Origin of the sequence: Streptomyces sp. NPDC001904, from assembly GCF_040297005.1 — a bacterium.
In the GTDB taxonomy this organism is placed as follows: domain Bacteria; phylum Actinomycetota; class Actinomycetes; order Streptomycetales; family Streptomycetaceae; genus Streptomyces.
In genome coordinates this window covers 20,567-46,912 of sequence record NZ_JBEOYI010000014.1, presented here as the reverse complement: position 1 = coordinate 46,912, position 26,346 = coordinate 20,567, and the positions used below count along the sequence as shown (strand labels likewise).

At 72.8% G+C, this 26,346-nt stretch carries 21 protein-coding genes and 1 riboswitch; of the genes, 12 read left to right on the top strand and 9 right to left on the bottom strand.

Features of this window, described 5'->3' with window-relative positions:
* The first annotated feature begins 73 nt into the window (after positions 1-73).
* Together ABT127_RS22510 and ABT127_RS22505 are read left to right on the top strand one after the other, a co-directional pair.
* Positions 74-1,345, top strand: a complete 1,272-nt coding sequence (locus ABT127_RS22510; RefSeq protein ID WP_351452853.1) for a hypothetical protein — start codon at positions 74-76, stop codon at positions 1,343-1,345.
* Between the two features lie 97 nt (positions 1,346-1,442).
* Positions 1,443-1,961, top strand: a complete 519-nt coding sequence (locus ABT127_RS22505) for a DoxX family protein (RefSeq protein WP_351452850.1) — start codon at positions 1,443-1,445, stop codon at positions 1,959-1,961.
* Positions 1,962-2,061: 100 nt separating this feature from the next.
* Here ABT127_RS22505 and ABT127_RS22500 read toward each other — a convergent pair whose 3' ends face one another.
* Together ABT127_RS22500 and ABT127_RS22495 are read right to left on the bottom strand one after the other, a co-directional pair.
* Positions 2,062-2,274 (bottom strand): hypothetical protein, encoded by a 213-nt coding sequence (locus ABT127_RS22500; RefSeq protein ID WP_351452847.1) that lies wholly within the window; start codon positions 2,272-2,274, stop codon positions 2,062-2,064.
* Positions 2,264-3,568 (bottom strand): PspC domain-containing protein, encoded by a 1,305-nt coding sequence (locus ABT127_RS22495; RefSeq protein ID WP_351452844.1) that lies wholly within the window; start codon positions 3,566-3,568, stop codon positions 2,264-2,266. The genes ABT127_RS22500 and ABT127_RS22495 overlap by 11 nt, the downstream gene beginning before the upstream one ends.
* Before the next feature lie 164 nt (positions 3,569-3,732).
* Between ABT127_RS22495 and ABT127_RS22490 the strand changes: the two genes are divergently transcribed.
* From ABT127_RS22490 to ABT127_RS22475, 4 genes are all read left to right on the top strand, one after another.
* The gene (locus ABT127_RS22490; RefSeq protein WP_351452841.1) at positions 3,733-5,040 is read left to right on the top strand and encodes an ATP-binding protein; all 1,308 of its coding nucleotides are present in this window, start codon (positions 3,733-3,735) and stop codon (positions 5,038-5,040) included.
* The gene (locus ABT127_RS22485; protein WP_351452838.1) at positions 5,037-5,729 is read left to right on the top strand and encodes a LuxR C-terminal-related transcriptional regulator; all 693 of its coding nucleotides are present in this window, start codon (positions 5,037-5,039) and stop codon (positions 5,727-5,729) included. The genes ABT127_RS22490 and ABT127_RS22485 overlap by 4 nt, the downstream gene beginning before the upstream one ends.
* A 59-nt stretch (positions 5,730-5,788) precedes the next feature.
* Positions 5,789-6,430: a LysE family translocator gene (locus ABT127_RS22480; RefSeq protein ID WP_351452835.1), complete on the top strand. Its 642-nt coding sequence runs from the start codon at positions 5,789-5,791 to the stop codon at positions 6,428-6,430.
* Between the two features lie 99 nt (positions 6,431-6,529).
* A complete protein-coding gene (locus tag ABT127_RS22475; protein WP_351452832.1) occupies positions 6,530-8,005 on the top strand; it encodes an FG-GAP and VCBS repeat-containing protein in 1,476 nt (491 codons plus the stop codon).
* Here the strand turns inward: ABT127_RS22475 and ABT127_RS22470 are convergent.
* Positions 7,986-9,065 carry a serine hydrolase domain-containing protein gene (locus tag ABT127_RS22470; RefSeq protein WP_351452829.1) on the bottom strand — a complete coding sequence of 360 codons (1,080 nt, stop codon included), beginning with the start codon at positions 9,063-9,065 and terminating at the stop codon, positions 7,986-7,988. The two genes, ABT127_RS22475 and ABT127_RS22470, sit on opposite strands and share 20 nt — an antisense overlap.
* A 252-nt stretch (positions 9,066-9,317) precedes the next feature.
* Between ABT127_RS22470 and ABT127_RS22465 the strand changes: the two genes are divergently transcribed.
* Positions 9,318-10,073 (top strand): class I SAM-dependent methyltransferase, encoded by a 756-nt coding sequence (locus ABT127_RS22465; protein WP_351452827.1) that lies wholly within the window; start codon positions 9,318-9,320, stop codon positions 10,071-10,073.
* Positions 10,074-10,086: 13 nt separating this feature from the next.
* On the opposite strand, the gene ABT127_RS22460 is transcribed toward ABT127_RS22465, so the two are convergent.
* Positions 10,087-11,142 (bottom strand): C40 family peptidase, encoded by a 1,056-nt coding sequence (locus tag ABT127_RS22460; RefSeq protein WP_351452825.1) that lies wholly within the window; start codon positions 11,140-11,142, stop codon positions 10,087-10,089.
* 313 nt (positions 11,143-11,455) lie between these two features.
* Here ABT127_RS22460 and ABT127_RS22455 point away from each other — a divergent pair, with 313 nt between their 5' ends.
* Complete coding sequence (locus ABT127_RS22455) at positions 11,456-11,809, top strand: hypothetical protein (RefSeq protein ID WP_351452823.1); 354 nt, start codon at positions 11,456-11,458, stop codon at positions 11,807-11,809.
* A gap of 4 nt (positions 11,810-11,813) precedes the next feature.
* On the opposite strand, the gene ABT127_RS22450 is transcribed toward ABT127_RS22455, so the two are convergent.
* Complete coding sequence (locus ABT127_RS22450) at positions 11,814-13,007, bottom strand: C40 family peptidase (protein WP_351452821.1); 1,194 nt, start codon at positions 13,005-13,007, stop codon at positions 11,814-11,816.
* An 8-nt stretch (positions 13,008-13,015) separates the two neighbouring features.
* Positions 13,016-13,183, bottom strand: a riboswitch (cyclic di-AMP (ydaO/yuaA leader).
* Positions 13,184-13,515: 332 nt separating this feature from the next.
* On the opposite strand from ABT127_RS22450, the gene pcrA reads away from it, so the two are divergent.
* The gene (gene pcrA / locus ABT127_RS22445) at positions 13,516-16,014 is read left to right on the top strand and encodes a DNA helicase PcrA (protein WP_351452818.1); all 2,499 of its coding nucleotides are present in this window, start codon (positions 13,516-13,518) and stop codon (positions 16,012-16,014) included.
* Positions 16,015-16,035: 21 nt separating this feature from the next.
* On the opposite strand, the gene ABT127_RS22440 is transcribed toward pcrA, so the two are convergent.
* Together ABT127_RS22440 and ABT127_RS22435 are read right to left on the bottom strand one after the other, a co-directional pair.
* A complete protein-coding gene (locus tag ABT127_RS22440) occupies positions 16,036-17,565 on the bottom strand; it encodes a M23 family metallopeptidase (protein WP_351452816.1) in 1,530 nt (509 codons plus the stop codon).
* Between the two features lie 209 nt (positions 17,566-17,774).
* Positions 17,775-18,707, bottom strand: a complete 933-nt coding sequence (locus ABT127_RS22435; RefSeq protein WP_351452813.1) for an esterase/lipase family protein — start codon at positions 18,705-18,707, stop codon at positions 17,775-17,777.
* A gap of 395 nt (positions 18,708-19,102) precedes the next feature.
* Here ABT127_RS22435 and icmB point away from each other — a divergent pair, with 395 nt between their 5' ends.
* Positions 19,103-19,519: a coenzyme B12-dependent isobutyryl CoA mutase small subunit gene (gene icmB, locus ABT127_RS22430; protein ID WP_351452810.1), complete on the top strand. Its 417-nt coding sequence runs from the start codon at positions 19,103-19,105 to the stop codon at positions 19,517-19,519.
* A gap of 165 nt (positions 19,520-19,684) precedes the next feature.
* Here the strand turns inward: icmB and ABT127_RS22425 are convergent, their stop codons facing one another.
* Together ABT127_RS22425 and ABT127_RS22420 are read right to left on the bottom strand one after the other, a co-directional pair.
* The gene (locus ABT127_RS22425) at positions 19,685-21,259 is read right to left on the bottom strand and encodes a DUF5691 domain-containing protein (RefSeq protein ID WP_351452807.1); all 1,575 of its coding nucleotides are present in this window, start codon (positions 21,257-21,259) and stop codon (positions 19,685-19,687) included.
* Positions 21,260-21,302: 43 nt separating this feature from the next.
* Positions 21,303-22,673: an SWIM zinc finger family protein gene (locus tag ABT127_RS22420; protein ID WP_351452804.1), complete on the bottom strand. Its 1,371-nt coding sequence runs from the start codon at positions 22,671-22,673 to the stop codon at positions 21,303-21,305.
* Between the two features lie 210 nt (positions 22,674-22,883).
* Between ABT127_RS22420 and ABT127_RS22415 the strand changes: the two genes are divergently transcribed.
* Positions 22,884-24,005 (top strand): ATP-binding protein, encoded by a 1,122-nt coding sequence (locus ABT127_RS22415; RefSeq protein WP_351452801.1) that lies wholly within the window; start codon positions 22,884-22,886, stop codon positions 24,003-24,005.
* Complete coding sequence (locus ABT127_RS22410) at positions 24,002-26,290, top strand: DUF5682 family protein (protein ID WP_351452798.1); 2,289 nt, start codon at positions 24,002-24,004, stop codon at positions 26,288-26,290. Before ABT127_RS22415 ends, ABT127_RS22410 begins: the two co-directional genes overlap by 4 nt.
* The last annotated feature ends 56 nt before the right edge of the window (positions 26,291-26,346 follow it).

Here is a 26,346-nt window from a genome sequence, read left to right as displayed (position 1 = left end):
CTGCGCGCCGGAGCATGCGCCCGGTACGGCACAATTCCCTCTCATCACAAGGAAGTTGACTGGGGGAACAACGGTGGCGGTGCAGGAAGCGCGGCAGGGGCAGGACTCGCACGGGGGCGGGTGCCGTTGCGGCGACTGTCCGCACGGCGCACGCCAGGGGCACCGCAGGGCGGTCGCCGCGTTCCTGGCCAAGCGGGACGAACTGGCGGCCGGAACCGGACTGCCGCCCGCCGTCGCCCACTCGGCCGGTGCCTCCCGGCAGTGGATCTCCGACGAACTCACCCAGTCCGCGCAGGCCGTGGCCGACCGGAGCCGGGAGGAGGGCGCGGCCTGGCTGGCCGGACTGTGGCCGCGCACCCTGTACGTCGTCTGGGGCGCGGCCGGGCTGCTGCTCCTGGTCCAGCTGCTCACCGCGCTCGGCGCGGGCTGGTCGGCCGCGCGCACGGCCGGACTCGTCGCCGCCGTGCTGGCCGGGGCGCTGCTGACCGGCGCCGCCTACTGGCACCGGGCGCGCGGCGGGGTGCTCGCGCCGCTGATCGGCGAGGACAACCGGCTGTCGACGTCGCGAGCCGTGGCGGGCGCCGTGGTGCTGCTGTCGGTGTACGCGGTGCTGGTGCTCGCCGGTGAACTCGCGGCGGCCTCCGGCCCGGCGCACCGCGACGCGCTCATCGACGGCCTCGATCTCGCCGCCGGGGCGGGCCTGTTGACGGTGCTCGCCGTGGTCTGCGCGGTCGCCGTGCTGGTGCGGCGGGTCGTCGGGCTGCGGGTCACCGGGCAGCGCCTGCAGAAGGTGCGGGCCGCCCGGCCGCGCGCCGCCGACCTGCTCACCGACGACTCGGGGCGCGGCAGCTTCACCGACACGCAGTACGTGGCCGTGTGCGCGGCCGCCGTGATCTGGGCCGGGGCGCGCCTCGCCCGCCGCCCCGACCAGCTGCCCGACCTGCCCTGGGGGCTCGCCGTCCTCGTCGTCGTCTCGGCGGCGACGTATCTGGCCGGAAAGTACGCCGAGGGCGGCCGTCCGGTCATCCTCTCCGTGGTGCGCGCCCGGGAGGCCGGTGACCTCGACGCGCCCATCCGCACCGGCGACGACATCGAGATCCGCGGCGCCGGGTTCGTCCCGCCGGGCGCGGGCGGCGCCGACCAGCTGGCGCGGGTGGCGGTGCGCATCGGGCCGGTCCATGTGCACGTGCCGCTGGTGCCGGTCCCGGGCGGCTTCACCAACCCTGCGGACGCGCTGCTCACCGTGCCGGTTCCGGTGGACGTCGAGCCCGGCAGGGTGGAGGTTCAGGTCATCACCGCGACGGGCGTCGAGACCAACCGCTGCACGATCGACGTCACGGATTGAGCCGTACCGAGCAGTACTGAGCCGAACGCGTCCGTCGTACGTATGGTCGGGTAAAGGCGTGTGGAGCGCCAAGGGCGCGAGAGGCGGCGGAGCGGCGATGGCTCACGGCATGCGGACCGACGCGTACACCGGATATGTCGACAGGGGACGCGGGGACTGGCGGGCGAGCGCGCAGCGGTACGCGCTGGTGCCGCTGCGCCTTTTCCTCGGCATCACGTTCATCTACGCGGCGTACGACAAGCTCAGCGACAGCGCGTTCTTCAAGGCGTCCGGGGCCGGGTCCATCGGGGAGCAGATGCGCGGGGTCCGCGACAGCTCCGCGATTCCGGCGCTCGTCGATCTGGCGCTGAAGTCTCCTTCGGGGTTCGGCTATGCGATCGCCCTCGGCGAGCTGGCCGTCGGGATCGGCACGCTGCTCGGTCTGCTGGCCCGCATCGCGGCCGTGGGCGGTGCGCTGATCTCCCTGAGCCTGTGGCTCACGGTGAGCTGGCAGACGGAGCCGTACTACCTCGGCAACGACCTGGCCTACCTGATGGCGTGGCTGCCGCTGATTCTGGCCGGGGCGGCGGTGTGGTCCGTGGACGCCTGGTGGCGGGGCCGCCGACGCGGTTTGTGACCCGGGGTCACGGCTGGGTGCCCCGCGCCCCTGGACGAGCGCAGCTCGTTCCAGGGGCGCGGGGAACTGCGCGGCCGGCCACGACGGCGCGGCACCGTGGTCACGAGCCGGTCGACCCCCGAGCGCGGCGCCGCCGCACGGCATGGGTGACCGTGCCCACGGCCCCGGCCAGGAACAAGCCCCCGACCACCAGCGGAATCGCCACGAACCACGGAGCGGCCCACGCTCCGCCCGCGTCCCCGAAATACACGACGGCGGTCACCACCAGCACAACCCCGGCCACCAACCGCCCGGGCCCGAATTCATGACGCACGGGAGACCTCCACCTGTCCGACCCCGACCTCGACGTGCAGCTCGACCGTGCCGGAGGCCTCGGCGTCGGCCGGCGGATCGAGCGTCGCGCGCTTCTCGACGCCCGGCTGGACGTCGACGTCGTTCGAGGCGTCCCCGGGCAACTGGACGTCCCCGACCCCCACCTCGGCATGCAACTCCACCGTGGCACCCGCGGGCACGATCACCCGCGCCTGCCCGGCCCCCACCTCGACGTGCACGGAGACCGTCTTCCCCTTGCCCGGGCGCACCCCGGTGAGGTCGAGCGTGCCGACCCCCGACCCCAGCTCGTACTTGGCGGAGAGATCGGAGGCGCTCGCCGGCGTCCAGTCCCGGTGCATCCACCGCGTACTGATGTTGGAGGGCAGCGCGGCGGACGCCGTGAGCAGCCCCGCCGTGACGACGGCCAGCACGATCGAGCCGATGCCGGTGCGCCCGCGGAAGGCGCTCACCGCGATGCCGAGCCCGAAGACGGCCAGCGCGCAGGCGAGCCCGGTCTGCAGGCTGTGGCCGAGCGAACGGTCCTCCCAGGTGACCCCGGCCCCGACGAGCCCGGCGACGAGCGCGCAGAGGAACGTGAGCGCCCCGATCCCGCGCGGCCCGGGCGGCCGCTTGGGCGCCACGGGCCGCCCCCACCCGGCCGGACCGCCCCCGGAGGGCGCCGCGCCGGCGGCCCGCGCCAGGTCCGGCGGCCCCCAGAAGTACCCGGTGCCCCCGACGTGCGTACCGTCCTTGACGATCGGGTCGCGCCACCACGAGGGCGCCGCGCCCACCGGCGGCGCCTGCGCCTCGGGCGGCGCGTCGGCGACGGCCTGGGCGGCGACCGGATCGGCCTCGGCGGTGGTGGTGCGCCGCTGCGACCAGTACCCGGCACCGGCCAGGAGCAGCGCGAGGACGGCGGCGAACGACAGCGCCCCGCCGTTGTTCAGCATCGACAGGAAGACACCGCAGCCGACCAGCGCGGCGACGATGGCCGCGAGCCCGGGGCCGTCGACCCGGCCGGTGAGCAGCTTCCTGAACTCGTTCTCGTCCTCGTCGTCGTAGGCCACGAACAGCCACGCGAAGCCGTAGAAGATCAGGCCGACCCCGCCGGTCACGGCGAGCACGGACAGGCCGATCCGGAAGATCACGGGGTCCATGTCGCAGTGCCGGCCGAGCCCCGCGCACACCCCGCCCAGCGTCTTGTGCCGGCGGTCCCGGCGGAACCGGCGCAGCGGGGCGGGCTCCGGCTCCCCGCCCGGGGCCGCGGCGGCGGCCGGGACATCCTCTTGCGTCATACGTCCATGGTGGCGGGCCGGGGCCGCCGACGGGAGCCGGGACAACCCTGGCCGGACCCTGAGATCGTCCCTGAGGCACCCGCCGCGGCCGGCACGGAGATCAGGGACGTATCCGGGCCCGACCCTGATGACCGGTACCGCCCCGCCGTGTGACGATCAGTGCCATGCCGGAAGCAGCGACCGCCCCCCTCGTGGAAGACCCGCGGCCGCCGCGCAAGCTCTACCGAAGCAGCGACGGACGCTGGCTCGGCGGGGTCGCGCGGGGCCTGGCCGGGCATCTCGGCCTGCCCGTCGTCTGGGTGCGGCTGGTCTTCGTCGGCCTGTTCATGGCCGACGGGCTGGGGGCCCTGCTGTACGCGGCGTTCTGGTTCTTCGTGCCGCTGGGCGTCGGCGGTGTCGGCACCGACCGGCCCCTGACCTCGTCGGTCCTCACCACGGAGGTCTCCGCCGACGGCCGCCGCAGGCTGGTGGCGCGCCGCCCCGACAGGGGGCAGATCCTCGCGCTCGTCCTGATGGTCATCGTCGCGATGATCTTCGTACGGAACGTGCACCTGTCCGGCAACACCAAGGCGTACCTGGTCCCCACCGTCCTGGTCGGCGCGGGCGTCGCCCTGGTCTGGCGCCAGGCGGACAACGCGCGCCGGGCCCGCTGGGCCGAGGTCGGCCGCCGCAGGCGCACCCTGAACCTGGCCCGGGCCGCCGCCGGGGTCGTCCTGGTCGGCGCGGGCGTGACCGGCATCTTCGTCACCCAGGGCTCCACCGAGCACCTCGGCTCGATCCTCCAGGCGGCGCTCGCCGTCCTCGTCGGCATCGCGCTGCTCGCGGGCCCCTATCTGATCCGCATGACGCAGGACCTCTCCGAGGAGCGCCTGATGCGCATCCGCGCGCAGGAGCGGGCCGAGGTCGCCGCCCACGTCCACGACTCGGTGCTGCACACCCTGACCCTGATCCAGCGCAACGCGGACGACGCGGGCGAGGTGCGCCGCCTCGCTCGCGCCCAGGAGCGCGACCTGCGGGCCTGGCTCTACAAGCCGGCCGCCGCCGAGAACCCGCAGGAGCCCGAGACGGTCGCGGAGGCCGTCAAGCGCAATGCGGCGGAGGTCGAGGACAAGCACGGCGTCCCCCTGGAGGTCGTGGTCGTCGGCGACTGCCCGCTCGACGAGGCCCTCACGGCACAGATGCAGGCCGCGAGGGAGGCGATGGTGAACGCCGCCAAGTACGGTGGCGAGGGCGGCGCGGTGCAGGTCTACGCGGAGATCGAGACGACGTCCGAGGGGGTCGAGGTGTTCGTGTCCGTACGCGACCGGGGGCCGGGCTTCGACATGGACGCCGTACCCGCCGACCGCATGGGCGTAAGAGAATCGATCATCGGCCGGATGGAACGCAACGGCGGCACGGCCCGTCTGCGGGCGGTGCCCGACGGCGGCACGGAGGTCGAACTGACCATGAAGAGGGCGGAGAGGACGTCATGACCGACGCAGCGGCGGAGCAGGGCCCCGGACGGCACGTGCGGGTGGTCCTGGTCGACGACCACAGGATGTTCCGTACGGGCGTCCAGGCCGAGATCGGCCGCACCGAGACGACGGGCGTCGAGGTCGTCGGCGAGGCGGCCGACGTCGACCAGGCGGTCACGGTGATCACGGCGACGCGCCCCGAGGTGGTCCTCCTCGACGTCCACCTCCCCGGCGGCGGCGGGGTCGAAGTGCTGCGCCGCAGCGCCCAGTTGATGGCCGACCCCGAGCGTCCTGTGCGCTTCCTCGCCCTGTCCGTGTCGGACGCGGCGGAGGACGTGATCGGCGTGATCCGCGGCGGCGCCCGCGGCTACGTCACCAAGACCATCACCGGCACCGACCTGGTCGACTCGGTCTTCCGCGTCCAGGACGGCGACGCGGTGTTCTCCCCGCGGCTCGCCGGCTTCGTGCTCGACGCCTTCGCCTCCACGGACGCGCCGCCGGTCGACGAGGACCTGGACCGGCTCACCCAGCGCGAGCGCGAGGTGCTGCGCCTGATCGCCCGCGGCTACGCGTACAAGGAGATCGCCAAGCAGCTCTTCATCTCGGTGAAGACGGTGGAGTCGCACGTGTCGGCCGTCCTCAGGAAGCTCCAGCTCTCCAACCGGCACGAGCTGACCCGGTGGGCGACGGCGCGGCGCCTGGTCTGACCACCGGCCCGCTCCTTACCCGGTGGACGGGGCCGACGTCCCTGTGCCCTTATGGCTGCATGATGTCCACCGACCGACTCCTCGCCTTCGCCGCGATGTCCCTCCTCCTCATCGTCATCCCCGGCCCGAGCGTCCTGTTCGTCGTCGGCCGGGCCCTCGCCCAGGGCCGCCGCGCCGCGCTGACCACGGTCGCCGGGAACACGGCCGGGTCGTACGTCCTCGTCGCCGCCGTCGCCCTCGGCGTCGGCGCGGTCGTGGAGCGCTCGATCGCCGTCTTCACCGTGCTGAAGCTGGCGGGCGCCGCCTACCTGATCTACCTGGGCGTGCAGGCGATACGCCAACGCCGTTCCTTGCAGACGGTGTTCGCCGCGGCCGACGGGCAGCCCGCGAAGGGCTCGCGCACCTTCTGGGAGGGGTTCGCGGTCGGCGTCGCGAACCCCAAGACGATCGTCTTCTTCGCGGCGGTCCTGCCCCAGTTCGTGGACCGCGAGGCGGGACACACCGCGCTCCAGATGCTGCTGCTCGGTCTGGTCTTCAACGTCATCGCGGTGACGTCGGACAGCATCTGGGGGCTCGTGGCGGCCACGGCCCGCGACTGGTTCGCCCGCTCACCGCGCCGGCTCGCCGCGGTCGGCGGGCTCGGCGGGCTCGCGATGGTCGGGCTCGGGGTCACGGTCGCGGTGCAGGGCCGCAAGGACTGACGTACGGCGGCCGATCGGGTTCACGCGGCTGTCGCCGCACAACCATCGGCCGTTCATACGCGTCTCGCAGACGACCCACCATCACGTTCAGGAGGAACCGTGTCCATCCGCAGACCCGTTCTGTCGACCGCCATAGCCGCCGCGATGATCGGGTCGCTGGGCGTACCGCTCATCGCCGGGACCGCATCCGCGCAGACCCGCGCCACCACGGTGCGCGAGGACTTCGACGGCGACGGCTACCAGGACGTCGCCGTCGCCGCCCCGCAGGGGAAGGTCGGCGGCCACACCTGGGCCGGGTACATCACCGTCAGCTACGGCTCGGCGCACGGCATCGACCCGGCGCGCACCACGGTCATCAACCAGGACACCGCGGGGGTGCCCGGCGCCTCCGGCGACGACCACAGGTTCGGCTACGCGATGGTCTCCCGCGACCTGGACGGCGACGGCCTGACCGACCTGGCCGCGGTCTCCAGCGAGTACGACGCGACCGCCGGGGTGCGCGGAGCGGTGACGGTCCTGTGGGGCCGCAAGGGCGGCATGACCGGCGAGGGCGCGGCCCGGATCGCCGCCCCGGCGAACACCTCGATCGGCGAGGACCTGACCGCCGGCGACTTCGACGGCGACGGCCACACCGACCTGTTCATGGACCACGGCGACGACTACGACTACCACGCCGTCCTCTACGGCCCCATCGGCCGCGACGGCGTCCCCGCGCGCGAGCAGCAGGTGAAGGTCTACAGCACCGACAACTTCATCGACACCACCACCTCGGGCGACTTCAACGGCGACGGCATCGACGACCTCGCGACCTTCTACGTCTACGAGAACCACGCCGAGGGCGGCAAGCTCTGGCTCGGCACCAAGAACGGCCTCTCCGCCACCTACACGGCCCTGCCCTCCGCGGCCGCCGCCGCGGTCGGCGACTTCGACAAGGACGGCAAGGCCGACCTCGCCACCCGCGTCTGGCCGGGCGAGCTCACCGAGGGCACCGAGACGGACCCCGGCACCGTCAAGATCTTCTACGGCTCGGCGACCGGCCCCAGCAGGACCCGTACGACGACGATCACGCAGAGCACGGCGGGCGTTCCCGGGGCGAGCGAGAAGGGCGACCAGTTCGGCTCGCGCCTGAACGCGGCCGACGTGAACGGCGACGGCTATGCCGACCTGGCCGTCGGCGTCCCCGGCGAGGCGATCGGCTCGAAGAAGCTGGCCGGTGCCGTGGTGCTGCTCAAGGGCGGCAGGAGCGGACTCGGCGGCACCGGAGCGCAGGCGTTCCACCAGGACACGGCCGGCGTGCCGGGTGCCGCGGAGGCCGGTGACGCGTTCGGCGGCGCGGTGCGGCTGCTCGACGTGACGGGCGACGGCAAGGCGGACCTGGTCGCGGGCGCGCCCGGCGAGGACCTGGGCAGCGTCGTCAACGCCGGCGCGGTGTGGCAACTGCGCGGCGCCACGGCCGGGTTGACGGCCACCAACTCGGTGGCGATCAACCCGACGGACATCGGCGCCCCGTCGGCGAAGGCCTGGTTCGGCGCGAACCTGAGCGGCGACAACGGCCTCACCGTGCCGATTCCGTAGCGAACACCGCCTTCACCAGCTTCTGCGTGGCCTCCTGGAACGGGACGGCCAGGGAGAGTCCGGCGTCGTCCACGTAGTTCAGGGCGGCGGTCAGCGTGGTCCGGCCGTCGGGCGTGCTGTACATCAGCGCGCCGTGGCCGGCCGCGCCGCCGTTGTGGGTGATGACGGTGCCGCCGCCCGGCGTCTCCTGGACGAAGACCCCGAGCCCGTACCCGGCCTTGGACTCCGGGGTGCACATCTCCGCGAGCAGCGGGGCGGGCAGGAGGCGGCCGGTCACGAGGGCCCGGATGAAGGTGTGCAGGTCCCGGGTGGTCGAGATCATGTCGCCGCCGGTGGAGATCCAGGACGGGTTCTGCCGGGTGACGTCGACGACCGTCTCCGTGCCGTCCTCCTCGTACCGGTAGTAGGCGTGGGCGTGCGGCTCGGGGACGTCCACCTGACCGGCGCCGGGCACGAACGTGTCCGTGAGGCCGAGCGGTTCCAGGACGCGGCGCCGCATCTCCTCGGCCAGCGGTCGGCCGGTGAGCTTCTCGATCAGCAGCCGCGCCACGACGTAGTTGGTGTTGGCGTAGCTCCAGTCGGCGCCCGGCTCGAAGCGGGCCGGCCTGGCGAGCGAGAACCGCACCAGTTCCTCGGGGGAGTGCTCCGCGAACCGGCCCTCCACCCACTCCTTGCCCTGCCAGGGCATGCCCGGCACGACGGTGCCGTTCTCGTAGTACTCGCCGGTGAAGTTGAAGAGCCCGCTGGTGTGCTGGAGCAGCATCCGTACGGTGATCCGCGGGTCGAACCCGAACTCCGGCAGGACCGGGGCGATGTGGCCGTCGAGGTCGATCAGGCCGTCGGCGACGAGCTGCAGCAGGACGGTCGCGGTGAAGGTCTTGGTGTTGCTGCCGATCCGCACCCGCCCGTCGGCGGACGGGCGCTCGCCGCCGCCCAGCTCGCTCGCTCCGGCGGTGCCGACCCACTCGCCGTCCGCGTCGTTCACCCGCAACTGCACGCCGGTGAAACCGGAGTCGACGATCTCCTGGACGATCTCCCGCAGCTCCGAACGGTTCGACATCACGCACTCCTTCAATCCGGCGACTTGGCGTTTCTGATAGATGAAACGCTACGTTGCGTTCGTGGTTGCCGCAATGATGAATGCGGCTCTGGAGTGCATAACTGCACGTCAATGACGCACAATTGATGCAATGACACTGCGCGATAATGCAACGATCACGCGCCACGCGTTGCAATCGCTTGACGGTGAATGCTCTTGCCCTGCCGGTAAAACCGGATGCGGCCGGCCGGGCGCTGCCCCTACGGTCCTCGGATGGTCACTGGAGACGACGGCTACTTCCCGGAATCCATCGCGGCGGGCTACGACCGGTCCTCCGCCTCCATGTTCACTCCCGAAGCGCTCGACCCCGCGGTCGACCTGCTGGCCGGACTCGCGGGCGAGGGGCCCGCGGTGGAGTTCGGCATCGGCACCGGGCGTGTGGCCCTGCCGCTCGTCGCGCGCGGGGTCGGCGTCCACGGCATCGATCTGTCGCGGGCCATGGTCGGCCGGCTGCGCGCCAAGCCGGGCGGCGACCGGATCCCCGTCACCATCGGGGACTTCGCGACGGCGCGGGCCGACGGGGCGGGCGGGTTCTCGCTCGCCTACCTCGTCTTCAACACCATCAACAATCTGACCAGCCAGGACGCCCAGGTCGACTGCTTCCGCAACGCCGCCGCCCATCTCGCCCCCGGCGGCACCTTCGTCATCGAGGTGGGGGTGCCGGAGCTGCGGCTGCTGCCGTACGGGCAGGAGGCCGTGCCGTTCCAGGCCGGCGACGCCCGGTGGGCGTTCGACCGGTACGACGTGGCCACCCAGGCCATGAGCTCGAACTACTTCACCGTGGACCCCGAGACCGGACAGGGCACGCTCCGGTCCATCCCCTTCAGATACGTGTGGCCGTCCGAACTCGACCTCATGGCACGGATCGCCGGGCTGCGGCTGCGCGAGCGGTGGGAGGGATGGACCCGTGAGCCGTTCACGAGCGAGAGCCGCAAGCACGTGTCCGTGTGGGAGAAGGCCGCCGACTGAGCCGGGACCGGCCTCACGCCACCCGGGCGGCTCCCGCGAAGGGCATCTGGTCGATCGGCGCGATCCGCACCGGGGCGCTCGGGTTCGGGGCGTGGATCATCTCGCCGTTGCCGATGTAGAGGCCGACATGGCTGATGCCGGAGTAGAAGAAGACGAGGTCGCCGGGTTGCAGCTGGGACCGTGACACGCGCTGCCCCGCGTTGATCTGCGCGTAGGTGGTCCGCGGGATGGAGACGCCCGCAGCGCGGTACGCGGCCTGGGTCAGGCCGGAGCAGTCGAAGGCGTTCGGACCGGTCGCGCCCCAGACGTAGGGGCTGCCGAGGGCCTGCCGTGCGTACGCGATGGCCGCCGCCGCGCGGGAGCCGGGCGCGGCGTCGGCCGTCGGATCGGTCCGGCCGGCGCCCGACCGTGAGGCGCGGTCGGCGCCGGACGCGGGATCCTGGGCGGCGGCGCGCTCGGCCGGGGAGAGCCGGTCCAGCAGGTCGCGGGCCTCGCCCAGCTTGTGCGTGACGGTCTTCTTCTGCCGGGCCAGTTCCTTCTGCTTCGTGCGCAGTTCGGAGATCTGGCCGTCGGCCTGGCTGCGCAACTGCTCGACGTCGCGCAGCCGGGCGCGCACCCGGCTGATCGTCGCCGCCTGCCGGGTGCCGACCCGGTCGGTCAGGGACGCCTCGTCGAGATAGCGCTCGGGGGAGGAGGAGAGCAGCAGTTGCAGGGACGGGTCGATGCCGCCGGTGCGGTACTGGGCGGCCGCCGTCGAGCCGAGACGCTGCCGCTCGGAGTTCAGGGCGGCCTCGCGCCGGGCCGCCTCGTCCTGGAGCGACCGCACCTTCTTGCGGGCCCGGTCGGCGTCCTCCTGCGCGCCGTTGTACTGGTCGGTGGCGACCTCCGCCTCCCGGTAGAGCCGGTCGACCTTCGCCCTGACCTGGGCGGGGCTGAGGCCCGGCTCCGCGTGCGCCGTGCCGCCGTCGAAGGCGGTGGCGCCCGCCGCGGAGGCGAGAGCGAGAGTGGCCGCGGTGCGGGCCGTCTGGCCGCTGAGCGAGCGCTGCCTGGGCTTGCGATGCGCCGGCACGAAGCGCCACGTCCTTCCGGGGTCGTACGCCCGCCGTCGTCATACGCCCGGCGACGGCCCGCACAGGGGGAACGGGCCGCCGCCGGACTCTCCTCGGCGGTGGTGTCCGACTGCCGCCCCTGGCCCGGGCGGCGGTGGGGAGCCGGTCACCTGAGCAAGGACGCTAAACCTCGGCGTAACGGGTTGGTGATGGATTGTTCGGAACTGCTCCCTTTGTTGCCGAGCGCGTCAGAGGGTGACAGGTCGGTGACCTGGAGTGCTCGTGGGGGATCGGTGACGAGGCGTCCCATCCGTCCCGTTAGGCTCCGCAACCATGGACGTACTCATCCATCTCTTCGTCGGCCTGCACATCATCGGCATCGCCTCGCTGCTCGGCGGCTTCCTCACGCAGATGTCCGCGATGGGCAAGGGCACGGCCCGCTTCAACAAGGCGATGCTGCACGGCGCCCTGACCATGCTGGTGACCGGTGTCGCGCTGGTCGGCCTCAATCAGGCGGACGACAACACCGTCAACAACATCAAGATCGGCGTGAAGCTGGCGATCCTGATCGTGATCCTCGGCATCGTCTACGTGAAGCGGGACGACGAGGTCGCGGAGAAGGGCCTGTTCGCGACGGTCGGCGCGCTCACCGTCGCGAACATCTTCATCGCGGTCCTGTGGACCTGACGCGTCAGGCCGGGCGCACCACGCTGTGGATCGACGAGGTGCCGTCGTAGTAGATGGACTCCTCGCGCACGTACGCGCCCGGCTTCGGGGCGTGGATCATCATCCCGTCGCCGAGGTAGAGGCCGACGTGGCTGATGTCGTCGTAGAAGAAGACCAGGTCACCGGGTTGGATGTCGGAGAGCGAGACCGTCGTGCCGACCTCCACCTGGTCCCAGGTGGTGCGCGGCAGGGTGATGCCGGCGGCCTTCCACGCGGCCTGGGTCAGCCCCGAGCAGTCGTAGGAGCCGGGGCCCGTGGCGCCCCACACGTACGGCTTGCCCTCCTGGGCCTTGGCGAAGGCGAGCGCCTGGGCGGCCTTGGCGGCGTAGCCGGACGAGGAGCCCGACGAACCCGGGGAGCCTGACTCCGAGCCCGTCGAACCGGAGCCCGCCGCGTCCTCCTGGGCCGCCTTCTCCGCGGCCTCCTTGCGCCTGGCCTCCTCCGCCTCCTTCTGCTGCCGTGCCAGCTCGGCGGCCTTCTCGCGGGCCGCCTCCTCCTTGGCCTTCGCGATCCGCGCGAGCCGCGCCTTCTCCTCGGCGGTCAGCTCGGACAGCAGCCGGCGCGCGTCCGCCAGCTTCGTCTGCACGGCCTGCTTGGAGCTCTGCAGGTCGTCCTGGGAGCCGGCGAGCTGCCGCAGGTTCTCCTGGGCCTCGGTGCGCTTCTTCGCGGTCCTGCGCTGCTCGTCCTGGAAGTCGTCGACGGCCTTCTTCTGCTCGTTCGTCATGCGGCTGAGCAACTGGTCCTGCGCGAAGTAGTCCTCGGGATCGTCGGCGAGGAACATCGTCGCGGTGTTGCTCATCCCGCCCGAGCGGTACTGCTCGGCGGCGAACCGGCCCAGCTCCTGGCGGGCCTTGTTCATCTTCTCGGTGCGCTGCGCGATGTCGTCGAGGAGCCGGTCGACCTGCCGCTTCTTGCCGGCGGTCTGCTCCTTGGCCGCGTTGTACTTCTGCGTGGCGACCTCGGCCTGGCGGTACAGGGCGTCGACCTTCTTCTGGACCTCTTCCAGGCTCGGCCGGTCCGGCTGCGCGGGCGCGGCCTGCGCGGTCTGCGAGAGCAGGGCGACAGAGGTTAGGGCGGCGGTCGTGATGCCGATCGCGGGGGTCGTGCGAAGACCGCCGGCGAGTCGGGAGCGGTTGCGCGGCTTGCGGTGCGACGCCAAGGCTGGCGACTCCTTCCGTCATCCGCCTACCGGGTTAGCTGTCGGGTTCGGGCCTACGGAAGGTTGCCCTACGGTCCGCCGCCCTGTGCTGCCGGGACGTCGAGCCGATTCACCCCAAGGTCGGTGGGTCCCCGGCTCCCTGCCTCACGGCGTACGGAACTCGGCGGGGGCTGCCCGCTCGCCGCGACGACCGCGGACGGGGGGACGGGCTGCCCGCGCAGCACCGTAGCCAACTCGTGTTGCTGCTGTGAAGGTTGATGTTCGATATGCCCGATACATTTTCGTGACCTTGGTGCGGACGGAGGACCGTAGGGGTGCCGGAGACCCCGTTCTTGATCGTTTTATCCGGCTGTGTGCCGGTGTGACGGCACGCGGTGCGGCCGCGTGATCTGCGTCATGGTCCACGGCGCGCGGAACGCGCCGCGCCCGGTCCCCGCCGGGCGGCGGAAGCCCGGAATCGCAAAGGCGGCGGCGGTGTGTCAGTGGGGCGGCCTAGACTCGTACGGCGATGAGCAGCCTCTTTGACGACAGTTTCCTGGCCAGCCTCCAGAGCGGCGCGGAGCAGCCCCCGCCGCCGCCCGAGGACCCCGCGGACGACGGCGCGCCGGAGCCGATTCCGGACGATCTGTTCGGCGGGAAGTTCGACGTGCCCCCGGCCAGGGACGCGTACTACCGGGACGGCGCCCCGCGCCCGGCGGTCGACCCGGAATCCCTCCTGGAGGGGTTGAACGAGAATCAGCGCGCGGCCGTCGTCCACGGCGGCTCGCCCCTGCTCATCGTCGCGGGCGCCGGATCCGGCAAGACCCGCGTCCTGACGCACCGCATCGCGTACCTGCTCGCCGAGCGCGGTGCCCACCCGGGCCAGATCCTCGCGATCACGTTCACGAACAAGGCCGCGGGCGAGATGAAGGAGCGCGTCGAGGCCCTGGTCGGCCCGCGGGCGAACGCGATGTGGGTGTCGACCTTCCACAGCGCGTGCGTGCGCATCCTGCGCCGCGAGAGCAAGAAGCTGGGCTTCACGTCCTCCTTCTCGATCTACGACGCGGCCGACAGCAAGCGCCTCATGGCCCTGGTCTGCCGGGACCTGGACCTGGACCCGAAGAAGTTCCCGCCGAAGTCCTTCAGCGCCAAGATCAGCAACCTGAAGAACGAGCTGATCGACGAGGAGGACTTCGCCGCCACCGCGGCCGACGGCTTCGAGAAGACCCTCGCCCAGGCCTACGCGATGTACCAGTCCCGCCTCCGCGAGGCGAACGCGCTGGACTTCGACGACCTGATCATGACGACGGTCAACCTCCTGCGCGCGTTCCCGGACGTCGCGGAGCACTACCACCGCCGCTTCCGCCACGTCATGGTCGACGAGTACCAGGACACCAACCACGCGCAGTACGCGCTGGTGAAGGAGCTGGTGGGCCCGGCGGACGGCGAGGGCGCCGACCCGGCCGAGCTGTGCGTCGTCGGCGACGCCGACCAGTCGATCTACGCCTTCCGCGGCGCCACGATCCGCAACATCCTCGACTTCGAGGAGGACTATCCGAACGCGACGACGATCATGCTGGAGCAGAACTACCGCTCCACGCAGACGATCCTCTCGGCGGCCAACGCGGTCATCGAGCGCAACGAGTCCCGTCGCCCGAAGAACCTGTGGACGAACGCGGGGGCGGGCGCCCAGATCACCGGCTACGTCGCGGACACCGAGCACGACGAGGCCCAGTTCATCGCCGACGAGATCGACCGCCTCACGGACGCGGGCGACGCCCAGGCCGGCGACGTCGCCGTCTTCTACCGGACGAACGCGCAGTCCCGTGTCTTCGAAGAGGTCTTCATCCGCGTCGGCCTGCCGTACAAGGTCGTCGGCGGTGTCCGCTTCTACGAGCGCAAGGAGGTCAGGGACGTCCTGGCCTATCTGCGGGTGCTCTCCAATCCGGAGGACTCGGTCCCGCTGCGCCGGATCCTGAACGTGCCGAAGCGCGGCATCGGCGACCGCGCCGAGGCGATGATCGACGCGCTGTCGCAGCGCGAGAAGATCTCGTTCCCGCAGGCGCTGCGCCGCGTCGACGAGGCGTACGGCATGGCGGCCCGCTCGACGAACGCGGTGAAGCGGTTCAACACGCTCATGGAGGACCTGCGCACGATCGTCGAGTCGGGCGCGGGCCCGGCGACGGTCCTGGAAGCGGTCCTGGAGCGCACCGGATACCTCGCCGAACTCCAGGCCTCCACCGACCCGCAGGACGAGACCCGCATCGAGAACCTCCAGGAACTCGCCGCCGTGGCGCTGGAGTTCGAGCAGGAGCAGGCACAGGCGTCCTCGGACGGTGAAGGTACCGAGGGTGCCGAGGCCCCGGCCTCCGGCGGGACGCTCTCCGACTTCCTGGAGCGGGTCGCCCTCGTCGCGGACTCCGACCAGATCCCCGACGAGGACGAGGACGGCAGCGGCGTCATCACCCTGATGACCCTGCACACCGCCAAGGGCCTGGAGTTCCCGGTCGTCTTCCTGACGGGCCTGGAGGACGGCGTCTTCCCGCACATGCGCTCGCTCGGCCAGGCCAAGGAGCTGGAGGAGGAGCGCCGGCTCGCCTACGTGGGCATCACGCGCGCCCGGGAGCGGCTGTATCTGACCCGTGCCTCGATGCGCAGCGCCTGGGGCCAGCCCTCGTACAACCCGCCGTCCCGGTTCCTGGAGGAGATCCCGGCCGCGCACCTGGACTGGAAGCGCACCGGCCCCTCGACCCCGGCGGCCTCGACGAAGAGCATGGGCGGCGGCATCGCGGCCTCGCTGTCCTCGTCGCGCTCGCGCTCGTCGACCCCGGCGTTCGCCACGCGCCGGGCGAACGAGAAGCCGGTGGTGTCCCTGGCGGTCGGCGACCGCGTCACGCACGACCAGTTCGGCCTGGGCACGGTGGTCGGGGTCAACGGCTCGGGGTCGAACGCGGAGGCGACGATCGACTTCGGCGACCCGAAGCCGAAGCGGCTGCTGCTGCGGTACGCGCCGGTCGAGAAGCTGTAGCGGGCGCCGGACCCCGCGGGGTTACGTCGGGTCCAGGCCGTGGCTGCGCAGCCACGGCAGCGGGTCGATCGCCGAGCCGCCGCCGGGCCGTACCTCGAAGTGCAGGTGCGGTCCGGTCGAGTTCCCGGAGTTGCCCGACCGCGCGATGACGTCCCCGGCCTTGACCGGGCCGCTCATCACGGTGTGCGCGGAGAGGTGGCAGTACCAGGTCTCGGTGCCGTCCTTGGCGGTCACTATCGCCATGTTCCCGTACGCGCTGTTCCACTGCGTCCGCACGGTGCCGTCCGTCGCGGCCATCACCGGGGTCCCGTAGCTCACGGGGAAGTCGATGCCGGAGTGCACGGACATCCAGTTGATGCCGGCCTGTCCGTAGTAGGCGCTCAGCCCGTGCTGCTTCACCGGCAGCGCGAACTTCGGGCGCGCCGCCTCCTTGCGCGCGGCCTCTTCGGCGGCCTTCTTGCGGTCCGCCTCCTGCTTGGCCTTCAGGTCGATGCGTTCCTGGGTGCGGCTCGCCCGGTCGGCGAAGTCACCGGCGTCCTGGGAGAGATCGGCGAGCTGGGTGTCCAGCTTGTTGTTGGCCGCGGACGGCTTCACCGCGGTCGCGTCGGACGCCGTCATCGCCTGCGTCCCGGTGTCGTCACCGCTTCCGCCGACCCCGACCGAGGCCGCCGCGATCCCGGCGATGCCGACCACGCACACCGACGGTACGGCGACGGTCAGCAGCGCGGAGCGCCGGGCGGGGGTCCGCCGCCTGGACCGGCCGCGGGCCGCTGCGCGTGAGCTGAACTCCCGCTCCTCGGCAGGGTGTTCGGGCTGCTCGGGATGTTCGGCGACCGGTTCGGCGGCGTCGTGCTCGTCCGGCGCCTGATGCGGCGCCGGTTCGTGCACGGCCTCCATCCGGCCGGTGTCCGTGACGGGGCTGTCCGCGGAGTTCCACTGCGTGGCGTCGTACGCGCCCGTGTCGTACGCCGTCGCACCGAAGACCGGCGACTCGAAGGTCTGCGTGTCGTAGGTCTGCGCGGCGAGGTGCTGGGGGTCGAGGACCGGCGCCTGGAAGGCCTGGGTCTCGAAGCTCTGGGCCTCGAAACTCTGGGTCTCGAAGGCCTGGGTCCCGAAGGTCTGGGTCTCGAAACTCTGGGTCTCGAAGGTCTGGGTCCCGAAGGTCTGCGTGCCGTCGTACGGCGTCGTGTCCCACTGCCCGGTGTGCTGCCCGGCCGTGCCGGACTGGGCCGGGATGCCCGGGGCCTGCTCGTACCCGGGGGCGGGCCAGGCACCGGTCGTGTCGTAGCCGCCGGTGTCGTACGAGGACGCGTACGGGTCGGTGTACTGCTGCTGGTGGCCGGGGTCGGCGTACCAGTGACCGGTGTCGTAGGAACCCGTGTCGTAGCCGGGCCCGGTGGCGGTCGCCGTGGCCACGTGCGGGTGGGAACCCGTGTCGTAGGAGCCGTCGCCCGGCAGGTCACCGAAGAGCGGATCGGTGGCGAAGCTGGTCGTGGAGTAACCGTCGTGTGCCGCGTAGTGCGCGGTCCCCGACGGATGACGGTCGTTCACCAACTTCTCTTTCGCCTCGACAACAGGGGCTGCCAGAGCAGTGCGGCGACTGTACCCGGCAGTACGAGGGCGCGACAATCTTCCGCAGGTTTCCCGCCCCGCGGAAACGGGCAATCGCCCGTCTTTCGGTGGACTGTGGGCACAGCTTTGGCGCTGAGTTCGAGAAACGTTCGACCTCAGCGCCGGGTGCGGCGGCCGTCAGGCCCCTGTCAGGCCACCGTCAGACCGCCGACCGAGTCGGCGGCGCGCACTCCTTCCGTCGTGGGCGCGGCGTCGAGGATCTGCCGGACACCGGCCGCGACCGCCGGGTGCACCGGCAGCGCCAGATGTCCGATGCCGGTCACCCGCACGTTCTGGACGAGCAGGTCGGGGTGGTCCACGCAGGCCGTCTCCAGCGGAACCATCAGATGGTCGAGGTCGCTCCAGAAGCTCACGAAACGCGTCCGGCAGCCGGGCGCCGGCTCCTTCAACTCCTCGATCACCGACGAGCCGGGCCGCATCTGCCGCACGATCGGATGCGCGTCCGCGAGCGGCACCACCCGGGTGCCCGCGTGCGGGGTGCCGAGCGTGACGAGGGTGCGGACGTGCGCGTCGCCGCCGAGCCGCTGTACGTAGTAGCGCGCGATGAGGCCGCCCAGGCTGTGCCCGACGATGTCGATCCGCTGCTGCCCGGTGCGCTCGCGCAACTGCGTCACGTGCCGGGCGAGCAGCGTGGCCGCCGCGCGGATGTCGCAGGTCAGCGGCGAGTAGTTGAGCGACTCGACCGGCTGGCCGCCGTGCTGGGCCAGCGCGCGGCGCAGCAGGACGAAGACGGAACGGTTGTCGATGAAGCCGTGCAGCAGCAGCACCGGAGGCTTCGCCGGGGCCGGCAGGCGGGGCGCGACGGCCGTCGCCGTCTCCACCGGTACCGCGGGGTCCAGGAGGTCCTCCGGCGCCGGGTCCGCGTCGTGCGGCGGAACGGGTGGAAGGGCCGGTGGCCTTGGTCGCTCGGGGAGGACGCCCGAGGGGTAGAGGAGCAGATGCCCGGCCAGGATGGCCAGCTCCAGCGCGGTCGCCTTCAGCAGCGCGATCGAGAGACCGGCCAGTCTCGTCGGCAGCAGATGACAGTGCGGGCGAAAGGGCAGCACCCTCGTGACCTTCATCGGTCGACCTCCCGTCGGCGCACGGGGGCCCAGCTGTCCCCCGTGTGCACTCCCTGGAGAGCCGGCCGAGCAGCCGGATGCGCCGCGGGTCGATGTACCGACGCATCGGCCCGGGCGAGTCGGTCCGCACGACGACGGGAACACCGTGCCACCGTGCCGTGCGGCTGACGGCGCGGTGGCGCGGAGATCTCGTAGCGGCTCCCCTCGCGCCCGTCCCGGTGGTGGCCGATGAGCCGTCCAGCGGGGATGCGGCGCGCAGCGAACGTGTCCCACGTGTGATTTCCCCCTCGGTCCGCACCGTGAAACGGGCGGTTGCGGGATGCTGTCGATAACGTTCGTTCACTTCGGTTGTCCACGACGGGGTAGCCGGGGGCAGTCGCTTCAGGGAGGCAGTGATGGGTGTGGCAGCCGGTCCGATCCGCGTGGTCGTCGCGAAGCCTGGGCTCGACGGCCACGATCGCGGGGCCAAGGTGATCGCGCGTGCCCTGCGCGACGCCGGCATGGAGGTCATCTACACGGGTCTGCACCAGACCCCCGAGCAGATCGTGGACACCGCCATCCAGGAGGACGCCGACGCGATCGGCCTCTCCATCCTCTCCGGCGCGCACAACACCCTCTTCGCGCGCGTCATCGAGCTGCTGGCCGAGCGGGACGCCGCCGACATCAAGGTCTTCGGCGGCGGCATCATCCCCGAGGCCGACATCGCGCCGCTGAAGGACAAGGGCGTGGCGGAGATCTTCACACCCGGGGCGACGACGGCGTCCATCGTGGAGTGGGTCAGGGCGAACGTGCGCCAGCCCGCCGAAGCGTAGGCCCTCCGGGGGTTGGGCGGAGGCGGGTTCGTCGTCGGGTGCCGCTCGCGTCGTGGCTGTTCGCGCAGTTCCCCGCGCCCCTGAAGCGAGCTCCGCTCGCCCAGGGGGCGCGGGGAACTGCGCGAGAAGCCCCACCGGGTGGCACCCGACGACGAACCGCCCCCCTCAAGCGGGCGGCACCAGTTCCTCCCGCATGGCCCGGCGCAGCCGCAACGTGCCGGCCAGCCGCTGAAACGCCTCCGCCCAGTACCCACCCGCCCCGGGCGCCGATCCCTCCGGCTCCTCCACGGCGGCCGTCAGCGCGTCCAGACGGTCGACCTCCGAGGGATCGAGACAGCGCTCCGCGAGCCCCATCACCCCGCTGAAGCTCCACGGATAACTCCCCGCGTCGCGCGCGATGTTCAGCGCGTCGACGACGGCCTGCCCGAGCGGTACCGCCCACGGCGTGGCACACACCCCGAGCAGCTGGAACGCCTCGGAGAGCCCGTGCGCCGCGATGAACCCGCCCACCCACTCGGCCCGTTCGTCCCGCGGCAGCGCGGTGAGCAGCTTCGCCCGCTCCGCGAGCGACACCGCGCCGGGCCCCGCCGCCCCGGCCGCCGTCGCGGTGCCGAGCAGCGCCCGCGACCACCCGATGTCACGCTGGCGCACCGCCGCTCTGCACCATGCGGCGTGCAGCTCGCCCTGCCAGTCGTCGGCGACCGGCAGGGCCACGATCTCCTGCGCGCCGCGCCCGCCGAGCCTGTCCGGCCAGCGGTCGAGCGGGGCGGCTTCCACCAACTGGCCCAGCCACCACGACCGCTCGCCCCGCCCCGCCGGCGGCTTGGCGACGACGCCGTCGCGCTCCATCGCCGGGTCGCACTCGTGCGGTGCCTCGATGGTGATCGTCGCCGTCGTCCGGTCGAGCGCCACGCACGACAGGGCCCGCTCCGCCATGCGGCCGGCGAGCGCGGAACCCGGCAGCGCGGACAGCAGCTCGGCCGCCGTCGCCCGCACGTTCTTGCTGCGGTCGCCCAGCGCCTGCTCCAGGAACGGCTCGTCCGCGTCGCCGAGCCCGGTGCGCAGGGAGTCGAGGAACATCAGCCGGTCCTCGGCCCGCTCCGTGCTCCAGGTGCCGGAGAGGAGCGTGCGGGCCGCCTCGGGGTCGTGCGCGCGGACCGCGGAGAGCAGCGCCACCCGCTCCGCGAAAAGCCCCTCCTCCCAGAGCGACCGGACCCGCTCGGTGTCCTCGGGGGCGGGCAGCGCCGCGCTCGCTCCGGGGGTGGCGCGCAGCGCGAACTTCCAGTCCGGGTTGAGCCGGCCGAGCCACAGGGCGCGCGGCCCGGCGAAGGCGAGCGCCTGCGGACGCAGATCGGTGCGGCCGCGCGCGGCGTCGAGCAGCGCGGGCAGCAGCTCGGGCGGTGGCGCGTAGCCCTGGTCGTTGGCGGTGGCCAGCCACTGCGGGAGCAGTTCGAGCAGGTCGGGCGTGGAACCGCGGCGGGTGCTGCCGGTGCCGGGGCGGTCGGTGAGCAGCATCGCGAGCCGTCGGCGCGCGGCCCCGGGCAGGGACGGGCGCGGGTCCTCGGCGGCGGGCTCGGGCGGCGCCGCGGCCGGCGCCGGACGCAGGCCCGCGCGGCGCCGCACGGTCTGGGCGGCGGCCTCGTCGAGCAGCGCGCGCGGGCTGGTGCCCGAACGCCGCTCCGTGCCGAGCAGGGCAGCCGTGACGAGGCTGTCCCAGGTGTCCGTGGCGGTCTGCGTCATGCTGGATCCCTTCTGGTCTGTCGAATCGGTGGCAACGCCCGCATCAGCACAGCGAGATGACCTCACCGGCGGCCCCGGTCCAGGTGGCCAGCGGCCGGAACCCCCGGTGCCCGCACTCGCCGAACACCGTCACCGGCGCCCCGCCGGACACCGCGGCCAGCCGCCACAGCCCGGACGTCGCCGCCGCCTGCGGGGCCAGCGGAAGGGCCGTCTTCCCTTCCGCGTCGGCCAGTTGCCAGCTCCCGCTGTCGGGGTCGCGGGCCGGTATGACGTCCGCGAGGGTCACCGGCCACGACTCCAGCCACGGGTCGGCGGTGAGCGCCTCGCCGTACGCCGCGAGCGCCGCGCCGACCTCGACCCCGGCCGGGCGGACGCCCTTCGGCAGGGCCGCCCCGAACTGCTCGTCCAGCTCCGCCCGCAGCGTCCCGCCGGGGTGCCCCGAGACCGAGGCGTCCAGGGTCAGGCCGGCCGGCAGGGCCAGCGACGGGGCGCGGCCCGCGGCGCCGTAGGAGAGGAGGAGCGCGGTGCGGTGCGTCGCCGTCCCGTACAGCCAGACGCGGCGCGTGGTGAGGTGGCCGTCCGCCGAGTCGTACTGGGCGAGGATCAGCCAGTCGTCCCGCTGCGCGGGCAGCGTGGCCTGCGCGGGCAGGCCGACGCGGGAGCGGACCGTGGCCGCCAGGTCCTCGGGCAGCTCGGCGCGGTGCAGCCAGCCCTGGTCGAGCAGGTGGAGCAGCGCGCACTCCTCAAGCAGCCGCACCGGCCACCCGGGCCCGGAACCCGGTATCGCCCCCAACTCCCGCACCCGAGAGGCGAGTCCGGGGGCCTGTGCGTCGACCATGCGGGCCGCCGTCTCCTCCCACAGTCCGTACCCCGCACGCTCCGCCTGGGCCAGACCGCCGCGCAGCAGGTCGGTCAGGCGCTGCTCCAGCTCGGCGGCGCCCGCGGTGATCCGCTGCGCACGCCGCTCGGCCCTGCGCCGGGCCGCCTCCGGGTCGGCCTGCGCGGTGCCGGAGCCGCCGTCCGGCTCGGTCCGCTTCGCCGCCGCCCGCTCCCTGCGCCCCGCCAGCCACTGCTCCGTCCACTCCGGCGGCGCCTGCCCGTCCGGCACCTGCTGGGCGCCGCCCGACCAGAGCAGCAGCAGTCCCAGCGCGTGCTTGCACGGGAACTTCCGGCTCGGGCAACTGCATTTGTACGCCGGGCCGTTGCCCCTGCCGTCCGCGCCGGTGTCGACGATCGTCTGGTACGGCTTGCTGCCGCTGCCCTTGCACAGTCCCCACACCGCCCCCTCGTCCGAACTCCCGGTCTGCGACCAGGGTCCCGCCGTCCCGAGCTTGCTTCCCGCTTTGCGTGACGCGGCGTCAGGCGCCAGTGCAAGCACCTGGTCCGCCGTCCAGCGCACCCCCTGCTGAGTCATGTCTCCGACGGTAGGTCCCGCCACTGACAATCTCCCCGGAAACCGTTCTGACCTGCGGGGATCGTTCGCGCGACCTCGATTGTCAGTGGCGTGGTGCACCGTGGAACCAACGCGCGGCGAAGGCGGTCGGACCGTCCTGCCGTGCTGGTTCGAGCTGGGCGATTCGAAGTGATGCGACGCGCGTTGGACGCGAGTTGGAGGGGGACAGCCATGACCGTTTCTGTCGAGGAGCAGGCCGGGTCCGACACCGGGGACCAGGCGCTGCGGCCGCACGCCGAGCATGCGTTCGCGCACGAGCTCGCCGCGCTGGCGGCGCAGGACGACCGGCCGCGACCGGCCCGCTGGCGGATGTCGCCGTGGGCCGTCGCCACCTATCTGCTGGGCGGCACGCTGCCGGACGGCACGGTGATCTCACCGAAGTACGTGGGCCCGCGACGCATCGTCGAGGTGGCCGTGACGACCCTGGCGACCGACCGGGCGCTGCTGCTGCTCGGAGTCCCGGGCACCGCGAAGACCTGGGTCTCCGAGCACCTCGCGGCGGCCGTGAGCGGCGACTCGACCCTGCTGGTGCAAGGCACGGCGGGCACCCCGGAGGAGGCCATCCGCTACGGGTGGAACTACGCGCAGCTCCTGGCGCACGGCCCGAGCCGGGACGCCCTGGTGCCCAGCCCGGTCATGCGGGCGATGGCGGAGGGAATGACGGCGCGGGTGGAGGAGCTGACCCGGATCCCCGCCGACGTGCAGGACACGCTGATCACGATCCTGTCCGAGAAGACGCTGCCGATACCGGAGTTGGGCCAGGAGGTGCAGGCCGTCCGCGGCTTCAACCTGATCGCGACGGCCAACGACCGCGACCGCGGCGTCAATGACCTGTCGAGCGCGCTGCGCCGCCGGTTCAACACGGTGGTGCTCCCGCTGCCCGCGAGCGTGGAGGCGGAGGTCGACATCGTCTCCCGCCGGGTCGAACAGGTGGGCCGATCGCTGGAGTTGCCCACCACCCCCGACGGCATGGACGAGATCCGGCGGGTGGTCACCGTCTTCCGCGAGCTGCGCGACGGCGTGACCTCCGACGGCCGTACGAAGATCAAGTCGCCGAGCGGGACCCTGTCGACGGCGGAGGCGATCTCCGTGGTCACCAGCGGTCTGGCCCTGTCCGCCCACTTCGGGGACGGTGTGCTGCGCCCCTCCGACATCGCCGCCGGCATCCTCGGCGCCGTGGTCCGTGACCCGGCCGCGGACCGGGTGGTCTGGCAGGAGTACCTGGAGGCCGTGGTGCGCGAGCGGGACGGGTGGAAGGACTTCTACCGGGCCTGCCGCGAGGTGAGCGCATGACGGGCCCGCTGCTGCTCGGTGTGCGGCACCACGGGCCGGGCTCGGCGCGTGCCGTGCGGCGCGCGCTGGACGAGACGGGTCCGGCGGCCGTCCTCATCGAGGGGCCACCGGAGGCGGACGCCCTGGTGCCGCTCGCCGGCGAGCCGGACATGCGGCCACCGGTCGCCCTCCTCGCCCATGTCGTGGACGAGCCGGGGAAGTCGGCGTTCTGGCCGTTCGCCGAGTTCTCGCCCGAGTGGGTCGCGATCCGCTGGGCCCTGGAGCACAAGGCGCAGGTCCGTTTCATCGACCTCCCGGCGGCGCACAGCCTCGCGCTGCGCGACACGGACGGGGACGAAGAGGTGGGGGAGACCGGGGAGGCCGCCGAACAGAAGGAAGCGGACTCCGTCCGCATCGATCCCCTGGGCGTCCTGGCCGAGACGGCCGGGTACGACGACGCGGAGCGCTGGTGGGAGGACGTCGTCGAGCACCGCGAGGGGGACGCGTTCGCCGCGCTCGGCGAGGCGATGGGCGCGCTGCGGGATTCGTACGGGGACGGCGGGCACAGCCGCGACCTGGTCCGCGAGGCGTACATGAGGCTCCAGATACGGTCCGCGCAGCGCGAGTTCGGATCCGGGGACGAGGTCGCGGTGGTGTGCGGGGCGTGGCACGTGCCCGCGCTGCGCCGGAGGACGACCGTCGCCGCCGACCGGGCGCTGCTCAAGGGCCTGCCGAAGGCAAAGGTCGACATGACGTGGGTGCCGTGGACCCACCGCCGCCTCGCCCGCGCCAGTGGCTACGGCGCGGGCATCGAGTCGCCGGGGTGGTACGGGCATCTGTTCAGCGTTCCCGACCGGCCCGTGGAGCGGTGGCTGACCAAGGTCGCCGGGCTGCTCCGCGCCGAGGACCGCATCGTGTCGTCCGCCCATGTCATCGAGGCCGTCCGGCTCGCCGAGACCCTCGCGGTGATGCGGGGCAGGCCGCTCGCGGGGCTGACCGAGACCATCGACGCCGTGCGGGCCGTGCTCTGCGAGGGGTCCGACGTTCCGCTGGCGCTGATCCACGACCGGCTGGTGGTCGGTGACGACCTCGGCGAGGTGCCGCAGAGCGCGCCCGCGGTGCCGCTGCAGCGCGACCTCACCAAGCAGCAGCGCTCCCTCCGGCTGAAGCCGGCCGCGCTGGAGAAGGAGCTGGACCTCGATCTGCGCGGTGACACCGACGCCGCGCGCAGCCGACTGCTGCACCGGTTGCGGCTGCTCGGCATCGCCTGGGGCGAACCGGCACGCTCCGCGCGCGGCTCCACCGGCACCTTCCGCGAGAGCTGGCGGCTGCGCTGGGAGCCGGAGCTGTCGGTGCGGGTCGCCGAGGCCGGGGTGTGGGGCACGACCGTGCTCGCCGCCGCCACCGCCAAGGCGGAGTCCGACGCCATCGGGGCGTCCGCGCTCGCCGACGTCACCGCGCTCGCCGAGCACTGCCTGCTCGCCGGTCTCGCCGACGCGCTGCCCACCGTCATGCAGGTGCTGGCGGACCGGGCCGCCCTGGACGCCGACGTCGGCCATCTCGCCCAGGCGCTGCCCGCCCTGGTCCGCGCGCTGCGCTACGGCGACGTGCGCGGCACCGACACCGCCGCGCTCGCCGGGGTCGCGGCCGGCCTCGCCGAGCGGGTCTTCGTCGGGCTGCCCCCGGCGTGCGCGGGGCTCGACGCCGACGCCGCCGCCGCACTGCGCGGCCATGTCGACGGGGTGCACGGGGCCGTCGCGCTGCTGGAGGACGCCGGGCTGCGGGACCGTTGGCGGGCGGTGCTGCGCACCCTTGCCGGGCGCGACAGCGTGGCCGGGGTGATCCGTGGCCGGTGCGCGCGGATCCTGCTCGACGAGGGCGAGCTGACCGACGACGACACCGCCCGTCTGATGGGCCTCGCCCTGTCCCCGGGCACGCCTCCCGGGGAGGCCGCCGCCTGGATCGAGGGGTTCGTCGGGGGCGGTTCGGGCGGTGGGCTGCTCCTCGTCCACGACGAGCGGTTGCTGGCGCTGGTGGACGGATGGCTCACCGGGGTGTCGGCCGACGCGTTCACCGACGTGCTGCCGTTGCTGCGGCGCACGTTCTCGGCGTACGAGTCCGGGGTGCGCAGATCGTTGGGGGAGCTGGTTCGGCGCGGGCCGGGCAGTCCGGGGTCGGCGTCCACCGTGGGCGGGCTCCCACCCGGTTTCGCCGCCGACCTCGACCCGGCCCGCGCCGACGCCGTGCTTCCTGTCGTCCGGCTGCTGCTCGGGGTGGGGGCATCTGCCGGGGGTGGTGACGGATGACGGTCCGGCGGACGGCCACGACGCGAGGTGCGGCCGCGGACCCACCCCACCCGGCA